This is a genomic window from Accumulibacter sp., assembly GCF_029255125.1.
Taxonomy (GTDB): domain Bacteria; phylum Pseudomonadota; class Gammaproteobacteria; order Burkholderiales; family Rhodocyclaceae; genus Accumulibacter.
Genome location: NZ_JAPUVR010000082.1, coordinates 40,116 through 52,859, shown reverse-complemented (window position 1 = coordinate 52,859; position 12,744 = coordinate 40,116). Strand labels below are relative to the sequence as shown.

Sequence of the window (12,744 nt, the reverse complement as noted above, 5' to 3'; positions counted from 1 at the left end):
TGGCCGTCGGTGTAGCTGGCGACGACGCGCAGGATCTGGCCGACATCGGCCTGCGTCGTGGTGTAGGTGCTGCCGGTAGCGCCGCCGATGTCGACGCCGCCACGCTGCCATTGGTAGCCGATCGCGCCGAGGCCGTCGGCGTCGGCCAGCGTGTTGCTGGCGGTGAGCGTCTGGCCTTGGGCTGGCGTGGTGTCGTCGATGGTGACGCTGCCGGTCGGCGCGTCGTTGACGTTGGTGACGGCGCTTGTTCCAACGGACGGGACCGATTCGAGCGTACCCTGGCCGTCGGTGTAGCTGGCGACGAGGCGCAGGATCTGGCCGACATCGGCCTGCGTCGTGGTGTAGGTGCTGCCGGTAGCGCCGCCGATGTCGACGCCGCCACGCTGCCATTGGTAGCTGATCGCGCCGAGGCCGTCGGCATCGGCGAGCGTGTTGCTGGCGGTGAGCGTCTGGCCTTGGGCTGGCGTGGTGTCGTCGATGGTGACGCTGCCGCTTGGCGCGTCGTTGACGTTGGTGACGGCGCTTGTCCCAGCGGACGGGACCGATTCGAGCGTTCCCTGGCCGTCGGTATAACTGGCGACGACGCGCAGGATCTGGCCGACATCGGCCTGCGTCGTGGTGTAGGTGCTGCCGGTAGCGCCGACGATGTCGACGCCGGCGCGCTGCCATTGGTAGCTGATTGCGCCGAGGCCGTCGGCGTCAGCGAGGGTGTTGCTGGCGGTGAGCGTCTGACCTTGGGCTGGCGTCGTATCGCCAATGGTGACGCTGCCGGTCGGCGCGTCGTTGACGTTGGTGACGGCGCTGATTCCAGCGGACGGCACCGATTCGAGCGTACCCTGGCCGTCGGTGTAGCTGGCGACGACGCGCAGGATCTGGCCGACATCGGCCTGCGTCGTGGTGTAGGTGCTGGCGGTAGCGCCGACGATGTCGACGCCGGCACGTTGCCACTGGTAGCTGATCGCACCAAGGCCGTCGGCGTCCGCCAGCGTATTGCTGGCGGTGAGCGTCTGGCCTTGGCTTGGTGTCGTGTCGTCGATCGTGACGCTGCCGGTGGGCGCGTCGTTGACGTTGGTAACGGCGCTCGTTCCGGCGGACGGCACCGATTCGAGCGTTCCCTGGCCGTCGGTATAGCTGGCGACGACGCGCAGGACTTGGCCGACATCGGCCTGCGTCGTGGTGTAGGTGCTGCCGGTGGCGCCGACGATGTCGACGCCGCCACGCTGCCATTGGTAGCCGATCGTACCGAGGCCGTCGGCGTCGGCGAGCGTGTTGCTGGCGGTGAGCGTCTGGCCTTGGGCTGGCGTGGTGTCGTCGATGGTGACGCTGCCGCTGGGCGCGTCGTTCACATTCGTAACTGCGCTCGTCCCAGCGGAGGGGACCGATTCGAGGGTACCCTGGCCGTCGGTGTAGATGGCGACGACGCGCAGGATCTGTCCGACATCGGCCTGCGTCGTGGTGTAGGTGGTGCCGGTGGCGCCGACGATGTCGACGCCGCCACGCTGCCATTGGTAGCCGATCGTACCGAGGCCGTCGGCGTCAGCGAGGGTGTTGCTGGCAGTGAGCGTCTGGCCTTGGGCTGGCGTGGTGTCGTCGATGGTGACGCTGCCGGTCGGCGCGTCGTTCACATTCGTAACTGCGCTCGTCCCAGCGGAGGGGACCGATTCGAGGGTGCCCTGGCCGTCGGTGTAGCTGGCGACGACGCGCAGGATCTGGCCGACATCGGCCTGCGTCGTGGTGTAGGTGCTGCCGGTAGCGCCGCCGATGTCGATGCCGGCACGTTGCCACTGGTAGCTGATCGCACCGAGGCCGTCGGCGTCGGCGAGCGTGTTGCTGGCGGTGAGCGTCTGGCCTTGGGCTGGCGTGGTGTCGTCGATGGTGACGCTGCCGGTCGGGGCGTCGTTCGTCGCTGTGATCGTCACCGTGGTGTGGCCGACATCGGCGAGGGCGCCGCCGGTACCCTGGGCGCCGGCGTTGCCGTCGTTGAAGGTCCAGTCGATCTGGACCGAGGCGGGCGGGGTGTCGCTTGAATTGCTGTAGGCGATCTGCTGCAGCGCCGAATCGAGCAGCGCGTTGGTGGCGCTGGCGTTGAAGCTGAGCAGCAGCGTGCCGGCGCTGTTGGTGGTGACGGTGCCGATGGTCGTTCCGCCGACGGTCAGGTTGCCGCCCTGGGTCAGTGCGGCGAGCGTGCCGCTGGCGCTGAACACGTCCTGTGTGTTGGCGCCGCCATTCCTCGCCAGCGTCAGCGTTGCACCGCTGAAGTTGCTGGCGGTCAGTTCGGCATCGTAGACGCGAACATCGCTGTCGAGCACGACGGCGCTGCCGCCTTCCGTATAGCTCGGCGCGCCGTCGAGCGGGCCGAGGATCGTGCCGAAGGTCGGGTCGAGGGTGTCGCTGGCAGTGTAGCGCGCCAGCAGGAATTCCTGGGTGCCATTGATCGTCGCGTACCCTGCGGCCACGATAGTGCCGTCGGGCTGCAGGGCGAGGTCATAAAAGTGGTCGCCGGCGCTGCTGAGCTCCGAAGTGAGCTTGCCGCTGCCATTGAAGCTCGTGTCCAGGCTGCCGTCGGTGTTGTAGCGCAGCACCAGCGAATCGTCGTAGGTGTTGCTGGCGTTTCTGGCGGCGCCAACGACGACGATCTTGCCGTCGGGCTGGATGGCCACGCTTTCGCCGTAGGCGCTGTAGGAACCCACGGCAGTGCTCACCTTGCCGGTGCCGTTGAAGCTGGTGTCCAGGCTGCCGTCGACGTTGTAGCGCAGCACCAGGACGCTGCCACTGCCGCCGTTGCTGGTCGATCCGGTCAGCACGATCCGGCCATCGGCTTGCAGTGCCAGATCGTAGCTGAAGTCATGCCCGGTGCCGACGGCCGTGGTGACCTTGCCAGCGCTGCCGAATCCGGCGTCCAGCGTGCCGTTGGTGTTGTAGCGCAACACCGCCACGTCGTAATTGCTGCCGTTCCAGATGCTGCCGGCGAGCACGATCTTGCCGTCGGGCTGGACCGCCACGGAATACGCGCCGCTGTTGGCTCCGTACGAAGTGACGACCTTGCCGCCGGTGCCGAAACTCGCGTCCAGACTGCCGTCGGTGTTGTAGCGCGCCAGTGCGAAGTCACTTCCGGACCAGCCGGCGAGCACGATCCTGCCGTCGGCCTGCACCGCGAGTCCCATGGCTTGTTCGTTGCCTGAGCCGATCGCGGTGGTCACCTTGCCACCGCTGCCGAAGCTGGCATCGAGGCTGCCATCGGTGTTGTAACGCACCAGCGCAAAGTCGCTGTTGCTGCCGTTGTAGCTTTCGCCAGCGACCAGGATCTTGCCGTCCGCCTGCAAGGCCACTTCCCAAGCGAAGTCAGCGCCCGCCCCGATCGCGGTGATCACCCTGCCGTTGTTGCCGAAGCCGGTGTCCACGCTGCCGTCGGCGTTGCAGCGGATCAGTTGAATGTCCAGTTGGCCGGCGTCGTTGCGGTAGCCGGCCGTGATGATCTTGCCGTCGGCTTGCACGATGACGCTGTATGCCTCGCCGCCCACCGATCCCGCCGGGATGGTGAGGCCGCCGGCTCCGACGCCGAAGGTTGGCGCGTCGTTGATCGCGGTCACCGTCACGTCGACGACGTCGGTGGCGCTGGAGTAGGCGGTGCTGCCGCCGTTGGAACTGGTATCGACCTTGCTGCCGGCGCTGCCGCTGCTGCGGTCCCAGGCGCGCAGGGTGAGCGCGCTACTGGCGGTGCCGTTGTAGTCGGCGTTCGGTGTGAAATATAGCCGTGTGTTGCCGTCGTCAGCGAGCAGCAGCGCCGACGTGTTGCTCACCACGCCGACAGTGCTCCAGTTGGTGCCGCTGTTGGTGCTGTAGTACCAGGTGCCATTGGTCTCGTTGCTGGCGGTGATGGCGATGCCCTTGAGCGCGCCGCTGTCGACGTCGGAGATGCCGCCGGTGAAAGCGCTGAGCAAGGAGCCCACCGCGCCGCTCGGCACGACGGCATCCTCGGCGACGGTGATCGACAGCGCGGTATCGGCGAGCACCGGCGCGTCGTTGACCGCAGTGATGGTGACCGTGGTACTGCCGGTGTTCTGCAGCGCGCCGCCACTGCCTTGGGTGCCGCTGTTGCCGTCGTTGACCGTCCAGTTGATCTGTACACTGGCTGCTGGCGCGTCGCTCGTATTGCTGTAGGCGATCTGCTGCATTGCCGAGTTGACCAGCGCGTTGGTGGCGCTGCCGTTGAAGCTGAGCAACAGCGTTCCGCCGCTGTTGGTGGTGACGGTGCCGATGGTCGTACCGCCGACGGTCAGGTTGCCGCCCTGGGTCAGCGTGGCGAGCGTACCGCTGGCGCTGAACACGTCCTGCGCATTGGCGCCGCCGTTCCTCGTCAGCGTCAGCGTGGCCCCGCTGAAGTTGTTGTTCGCGGACAACTCGGCATCGAAGATCTGGACATTGGCATCCAGCACCGCCGGGGCACCGCCTTCGGTGTACGTTGGCGCGCCGTCCAGCGTGTTGACGGCGCCGATGGTGGCCTCGGGCGTGCCGTTTGTCCCCAGGAACACGGCGGCGAGTTTGGACTGCGTGGTGCCGACGGCGACGATCCGCCCGTTCGAGACGGCGACGCCAGTGACTTGGTTGCTGCCTGCGGGCAGTGCCAGAGTTTTGATCCCGTCGCTGTCGAAGCTGGTGTCGAGCGAGCCGTCAACGTTATACCGGGCCACGGCCAGATCGGTGTTTGCGCCATTGGCATAGGTACCGGCGAGCACGATCTTGTCATCCGTCTGCAGCGTCACGCTGGTCGCCAGGTCCTCGCTCGCCCCGATCGCGGTGAAGAGCTTGCCGTCGCCACTGAAGCTGGTGTCGAGCGTGCCGCTGCTATTCAGGCGCACGACGGCAAAGTCACTGGTCGCGCCGTTGACTCCGTAGCCGGCCAGCACCAACTTGCCATCCGGCTGCAGCGCCACGCCGCAGGCATAATCATGGCCGGTGCCGACGGCGAAATTGGCCAGGCCGTCGCCGCTGAAGCTGGTGTCCAGTGTTCCGTCGCTGTTGTAGCGCGCGGCGGCAAAGTCCCAGTTCGTGCCGCCGATCAGGCTGCTGCCGACAACGACGATCTTGCCGTCGCTTTGCACCAGTACTGCGTAGGCGTCATCGTTGCTGGTGCTGATTGCCGTGGTCAGCTTGCCGTCGCCGCTGAATGTGGTGTCCAGCGTGCCATCGCTGTTATAGCGCACGACGGCAAAATCGTTGTTGCTGCCGTTGTAGCTGTACCCCGCGAGTACGATACGGCCGTTGCTTTGCACGGCGACGCCTAGCGCCCGGTCGTCGCCGGCTCCGATCGCGGTGGTGACCTTGCCGCCGGTACCGAAGTCGGTGTCCCGCGAGCCATCCGGGTTGTAGCGGACAAGGGCAAAGTCGTCATTGCTGCCGTTGCTGGCATAACCTGAGACGATGATCTTTCCGTCCGCCTGAAGCGCAAGGCTGGAGGCAAAGCCGCCTCCGCTGCCGACCGCGGTGGACACCATCCCGTCGCCACCACCGAAGGCCGTATCGAGCGTGCCGTCGGTCTTGTAGCGCACGAGCACGAAGTCACCGTTACCTTCGCCGGCGACCAGAAGCTTGCCGTCGCTCTGCGCGATCACTGCGTTGCCGTGATCGGCAGCCGGCGTGACGTTGGTCGTCACGATGCCGGTGCCAATGGCGAAGGTCGGCGCGTCGTTGGCGGCACTCACGGTGATCGCTACCGTGTCGCTGTCGGTCAGGCTCTGATCGGCCGCCAGCAGCGACAACTCGCCCGCCGTCAGGGCGCGGCTGTAGACGCGCAGATCGTCGATTTGGCCGGAGAAGCCGCTGAGGTAGGAACCTGGCACAGTGTAGGTGGCGCCAATCGTCACGCTGGTTACGCTATTGAGCGACGCGTAGAACGACGACGTTGCCGCGTTGCCTTGGTTGAACGTGCGGGCCGCCGCGGTGCCGTCGATGTACAACTGGTTGCCCGAACCGTTCACCGTGAAGGCGACATGGTGCCAGTTGCCGTCATTGATCGTGGCGGTTGAAACCGTTTCGAAGATCCAGCTATTCCCGTCTACCGTCTGCGCGCCGAGCTTGCCGTTGTTGACGAATAGATTCAAATAGTTCTGATTGCTTGCTCCGTCGGTGACCGAGAAGATCACCCTGAACCCTGTGTCGGTGAACTTCACCCAGGACGCGATCGTCCCTTGGGTCAGCGCCCGGAAGCTGCTGGTGTCGGCGATGCTGACGTAGTCGCCGGCGCCGTCCAGGCCGAGTACGCGGCCGCGTGTACCATCGGCGGCGTAGTTCGCGTCGCCGCCGAGAACACCGTTCTGCGTCGTTCCAGGGGCGACATCGCTGGCACTGTTCTCGAACGTGTAGCGCGCGTGCAGGTTGGCGTCGATGTTCAGGCTGGCGAGGACCGAATCCGCGGTGGCGAGCGTCAGCGTTGCTCCGCCGGTAAAGTTGGTGGTGGGCGAGAAAGTCAGTCCATCCAGGGCGGTGTTGATGTTGGCCACTGTACCGCTGAAGCTCATCGTCGTGTCGGCGCCGCCGTCGCCGACAGTAAAGGCCAGGCCGCTGGTGCCGGCGAGCGTCAGCGTGCCGTTGGTGACCGACAGCGTGACCTCGAAGGTGGCGCCGCTGTCGTCGGGGTCGGTGATCGAAATCGCGTTGCCGTTGGCCGACGAGAACACCTTGACCGTGTCCTCGTTGGTGCTCTGCGCGCCGGGAACCGCGTTCGCCGGCGGATCGTTGACCGCGGTGATGCTCACCGTGGTGCTGCCGGTGGCGCTGAGCGCGCCGCCGCTGCCCTGCGCGCCGCTGTTGCCGTCGTTGAACGTCCAGTCGATCTGCACACTGGCGGGTGGCGCGTCGCTGGCGTTGCTGTAGGCGATGGCCTGCATCGCTGAGTTCACCCGCGTTTGCGTGGCGCTGGCGTTGAACGTGAAGACGAGCGTGCCGGCACTGTTGGTGTAGGTACCGATGGTGGTTCCGCTGACCACTACGTTGCCACTGGCCGCAGCGATGGAACTTAACACGCCGGTGGCGCTGAACACATCCTGCGCGTTGGCGCCGCCGTGGCGTGCCAGTGTAAGCGTGGCGCCACTGTAATTGCCGGCGCCCGAAAGCTCGGCATCAAACACTTGCACGTTGCCGTCCAGCACCACCGGGCTGCCACCCTCGGTGTGGCTCGGTGCGCCGTCGAGCGTGTTGGTGCCGTTGAATGTGGCATCGAGCGTGCCGGTACTCCCGTAGCGGACCAGCGCGAAGTCGCCGGCGCCGACGCCGGCGACGACGATCGCGCCGTCCGACTGCACCACCACGCTCGCGGCCTGGTCGAGGCCGCCGAGCGAGGTGGTCAGCATGCCGTCCCCGGAGAAGGTGGTGTCGAGGGCGCCGGCGGAGGTCAGCCGGACGACGGCAAAGTCGTCGGTGCTGCCGTTGCCGCTGGGGCCGGCCAGCACGATGGCGCCGTCGGACTGCAGCGCAACGCTGTAGGCCGCGTCCGCGCTTGCTGACACATCCACGAGCTGCAGGCCATCGCCGGAGAACGTGGTGTCAAGGCTGCCGGTCGTCGTCAGCCGGGAGATGGCGAATGCGTAGCTCGAACCGTCGAAGTACTTGCCTGCCAGCACCAGCTTGCCGTCGGCTTGCTGCACCACGGAATAGGCAACGTCCAGGTTGCCGCCAAAACTTGCCGTCTGCTTGCCATCGCCGGAGAACGTCGTGTCGAGCGTGCCATCGGTGTTGTAGCGCAGAATGGCGAAGTCATCGGAAGCGCCGAGGTTGGTGCTGCCGACGAGGACGATCTTGCCGTCGGACTGCAGCAGCGAGTCCCACGATTCGTCGTGATTGACGCCGAAGAACGTGGTGACCTTGCCATCAATGGAGAAGCTGGTATCGAGCGTGCCATTGGTGTTGTAGCGCACGGCGGCGAAGTCGTAGGACACACCGTTGTCCGCCGAGCCCGTGACCACGATCTTGCCGTCGGACTGGATCAGCACGCTGTTGGCGTCGTCATTGCCGAGTGCGAGGTCGGTGGTGACCTTGCCATCGCCCGAGAAGGTGGTGTCCAGCGAGCCATCGGTATTGAGGCGCAGAACCGCGAAGTCTGTGTCAGTGCCGTTGTAGCTGTTACCTGCCACGACGATCTTGCCGTCGCTTTGCAGGGCCACGGCGAACGCCTGGTCCAGTCCGCTGCCGATGGCCACCGTAGTCTTGCCGTCGCCGGAGAAGGTGGTGTCGAGCGTGCCATTGCTGTTGTAACGCGCGATGGCGAAGTCGTCGTTGGCGCCGTTGCTGCTCCGGCCGACGACGACGTACTTGCCGTCGGCCTGGACGACGACTTCCTCGGCGGCGTCGGTGCCGGCTCCGATCGCCGTGGTGACGGTGCCGTTGCCGTCTGAGGTGAAGGTCGGCGCGTCGTTGCCGGCGGCAACCGTGATGGCCACCGGATCGGTGTCCGACAGAGCCAGGTCCGAGGTCTGGAGCGTCAGCGTGGCGCCGCCGCTGTAGTTGGCCGTCGGCGCGTAAGTGAGCCCCTGCAACGCGGCATTGAGGTCGGACAGTGTGCCGCGCACGGTCATCGTCGTGTCTGCGCTGCCGTCGCCGCTGACGAAGCTGAGACCCGCCGTGCCACCGAGCGTGAGCGTGCCGTTGGTGACCGACAGCGTGACTTCGAACGTGCCCGCGCCCCCATCCGGGTCGGCGATCGAAAGCGCGTTGCCGTTTGCCGTCGAGAAAACGAGGTTCGTGTCCTCGCCGGTGGTCTGCGCGCCGGGCACGGTGTTGACCGGGGGATCGTTGACCGCGGTGATGGTGACCGTAGTCGATCCGGTGGCAGACAACGCACCGCCGACGCCCTGCGCACCGGTATTGCCGTCGCTGAAGGTCCAGTTGATCTGCGCCGAGGCCGGCGGGGCGTCGCTGGAGTTGCTGAAGGCGATCTGCTGCATCGCCGAGTTCACCAGCGCGTTGGTGGCGTTGGTGTTGAAAGTCAGCACCAGCAGGCCGGCACTGTTGGTGGTGACGGTGCCGATGGTCGTGCCGCCGACCACGAGGTTGCCGCCCTGGGTCAGGGTGCCGAGGGTGCCGCTCGCACCGAACACGTCCTGCGCGTTGGCGCCGCCGGTCCTCGCCAGCGTGAGCGTGGCGCCGCTGAAGTTGCCGGCGCTGAGCTCGGCATCGGTCACCTGCACATCGGCGTCCAGGACCACCGCCGAGCCGCCTTCGGTGAAGCTGGGGGTGGCGTTGAGCGTGGTGATCGGCGCGGTGCTCAGCGAGCCGTCGCTGTTGTAGCTCACCAGCGCGAAATCCATGTTCGATCCGTTGTTGGACTCGCCCGCCACCAGGATCCTGCCGTCGGACAGAACGGCGGCCTTGTAGGCCCAGTCGGTGCCCGCGCCCACGGCCGTGGTGAGCTTGCCGTCGCCGCTGAAGCTGGTATCCAGCGTGCCATCGCTGTTGTAGCGCACCAGCGCGAAGTCGTTGTTGCTGTTGACGCTGTAGCCCGTCACCACGATCTTGCCGTCGGACTGCACGACGACGCCGCGCCCCTCGTCGGCCCCGCTGCCGACGGCCGTGGTGAGCTTGCCGTCGCCGCTGAAGCTGGTGTCCAGCGTGCCGTCAGTGTTGTAGCGCACGACCGCGATGTCGTTGTTGCTGCCGTTGGAGCTGGAGCCAGCGACGACGATCTTGCCGTCGGACTGCACGGTGACGCCGCGGCCGGAGTCGATCCCGGTGCCGATGGCGGTGGTCACCATGCCGTCGCCGCTGAAGCTGGCGTCGAGCGTGCCGTCGGTGTTCAGGCGGGCCAGCGCGACGTCGACGTTGCCGCTCATGTTGGCCTCGCCCGCCACCAGGATCTTTCCGTCGGCCTGCAGCGCGAGGCTGTAGCCGTATTCGTTGGAGGTGCCGAACGAGAGGGTGGCGATGCCGTCGCCGCTGAAGCTGGTGTCCAGCGTGCCGTCGGCGTTGTAGCGCACCACGGCAAACTTGTAGTTGCCGCTAAGGTAGTAGCCGGCCACCACGATCTTGCCGTCGGCTTGGACGGCAACGCCGGTTGCGTAGTCACCCGAGGCCCCGATCGCGGTGGTCAGCTTGCCGTCGCCGCTGAAAGTGGTGTCCAGCGTGCCGTCGGTGTTGTAGCGCACCAGCGCGAAGTCGTTGTTGCTGTAGCCGGCCACCAGAATCTTGCCGTCGGCCTGCAGCGTGACGGCCTGGGCCACATCGTCGCCCGAGGCCACCACGGTGGTGAGCTTGCCGTCGCCGCTGAAGGTGGTGTCGAGCGTGCCGTCGGCGTTGTAGCGCACCACCGCGTAGTCGTAGTTGGTGCCGTTGAAGCTGGTTCCCGCCACCACCACCTTGCCGTCGGATTGGACGGCCAGGCTGTAGGCATCGTCGGCAGCCGAGCCCAATGCGGTGGTGGCGATGCCGTCGCCGCCGCCGAAGGCCGCGCCGTTGAACGTGGGCGCGGTGTTGGCCGGCTCGGCTAGGCGCTGGAAGAAGATGCCGCCGTCGGTGGCATCGCCCGGGCCCATGCCGCTCCACACCACCACCGCGTTGCCGCCTTCGTAAGCCACCGAGGGCCAATACTGGCCGCCGGCGGTGGTGGTGTTGACGCGCGTCTCGCTGCCCGAGGCGCTGCCGTCGGCGTTGTAGGCCTGCATGTAGATGCCTTGGCTGGAACCGGCGTCCTGGCCGAAGCTCTGCCAGGTGACGATGAAGCTGCCGCTCGCATTCATCGCCACGGCCGCGTAAAACTGATTGCTGGTGGTGTAGGTGTTGGCACGGACGTTGCCGCCCTGTGCCACGCCGCTGGCGTTGTAGCGCTGGAAGTAGATGTCGCCGCTGGTCGAGTCGCTGTCCTCGAACGCGACCACGAAGCTGCCGTCGTCGGCCATGCCCACCGCAGCGCCTTCCTGGTAGCCGGTGGTACTGGTGTTGACGCGCGTCTTGCCGCCCTGCGCCGCGCCGCTGGCGTCGAAGCGCTGACAGTAGATCTCGAAGCTGTTGCCCGAGCTGTAGTCCGACCAGCCGACGACGAAAGCACCGCTGGCATTCATCGCCACCGAGGTGCCGTAGGCGTTGGGGGCGTAGCCATCGACGACGAGCTCGCCGCCTTGGGCCACGCCGCTGGCGTTGTAGCGCTGCGCCTTGACGGTCGCGGTGCCGGCGTCGGTCCAGGTGATCACGAAGTTGCCGCTGCCGTCCGTCGCGACGGCAGGCGAGTACTGGTCGCCGGCGGTCAGGGTGTTGACGCGGAACTCGCCGCCCTGGGCCACGCCGCTGGCGCTGAAGCGTTGGGCGTAGATGCCCAGGGAGGAGGCTGCGTCCTGGTTGGCGCTGGCCCAGACCACCACGAAGTTGCCGCTGGGGTCCATCGCCACGCAGGGCTGGTCGCGGTACTGGTACACGGCGGGGTTGACCCGCGTCTGCGCGCCCTGCGCCACGCCGGCGGCGTTGAAACGCTGGAAGTAGATGTAATCGTCGTTGTAGTCGTGGAACACGACGACGAAGTTGCCGTTGGCGTCCATCGCCACGCTGCCGCCGTTGTATTCGGCGGTTTCCTGGGTACTGGTGGTGCTGGTGTTGACGCGGGTTTCCGCGCCCTGGGCGCTGAGGGCCAGCGTCCCCTGCCAGTCGGCCGCCGTCAGAGCCTGGGCTTCGATGCGGCCGACACTGGCTTCCAGCGTCCAGTCGCCACCCGCGGCGGCGGCTCCGGTGGCGTCGTCGCTGGCCGCCACATCGGCCCCCGACAGGCGCGCCCATTCGGTGATGAAGGCTTGTCCGGCGCTACCCTCGCCGACCTGGCAGCCGTAGAGCAGCAGGTCGCCGTCGGCGGACAGCGACTGTCCCCAGCGTTGCAGCAGTTCGCCGTTTTCTTGCAGCGCTTGCCGGTCGAGGTGGCGATTGCCCAGGATGACTTCACCGCTGGCGCCGTGGCTGACCAGGTGCACGGCGGCCAGATCGTCGAATTGCGCAAGAATCTCGCTGATCTGCTGCAGGCCGTCATCGTTGGGGTCGAGGACAGCGATCTCCAGCTTCCGGTCGTCATCGGCGGTCGGCAGGTCGGCGAGCAGTGCCGACCAGTTGGCGATGCCGCCGTCGATGATCACCACTTCGTGCCGTTTTTCGGTCTGCGTCTGAGCGCGCTCCGTCGGCGTGGCGTTGGGTGGCGCGGTCGTTTCCAGCCAGCGGACCTCATTGCCGCCGTCGGTGGCCAGCGTGTGCAGCGGCGACAGATCGGCGGAATAGAGCAGCCGCGGTTCGAGTTCTTCGACGATCGGACGCTTGGCGAAGGGCTGGCGGGCGTTCATGCGGGCTGCTCCCGGTCGGCTGTTCGGGCGCGCGAGCGGTGATCGGCGCAGCGTGGTCGGCGGGCAGCCGCCGGGTTTGCCGTTCGCCAGTTCTGTCTCTGCTCGCCCGCGGTCAGCCGGCGGCACCTGCAGTCGACCCGCGTCAAGAAATTGCTGGTGTTGAGGGCTAGATCGTCGATCCGGTGCTGTACACGCAGGTGGACGCGGCTTATCGCAGGGCGGTCGCGCGCGCTGCCGGCTTTGCCGGCTCGGTTGATAAGGCGCGGCTTGCCCGGCGCGTAAGTTGCGCTGAGCCTACCCGCTGCTCGTGTGCGGGCGTTCGGTCGCACGTGGCCGGTGTTCTCCAGCTCGTCATCGGTCGAGGCAGCAGATGCGTCGAGGTACCGGCTGTTGCTGATGTCGTGCTTGTCGGAGGCCGAGGTCGTCGGCGTCATCGCCACGG

At 66.8% G+C, this 12,744-nt stretch carries 1 protein-coding gene; it reads right to left on the bottom strand.

Annotated features, from left to right (window positions below; genetic code table 11):
• On the bottom strand, positions 1 to 12,302 hold a 12,302-nt coding region (locus Q1L59_RS05245; protein ID WP_300329058.1), incomplete at its 3' end, for a DUF4347 domain-containing protein.
• Between the last annotated feature and the right edge of the window lie 442 nt (positions 12,303 to 12,744).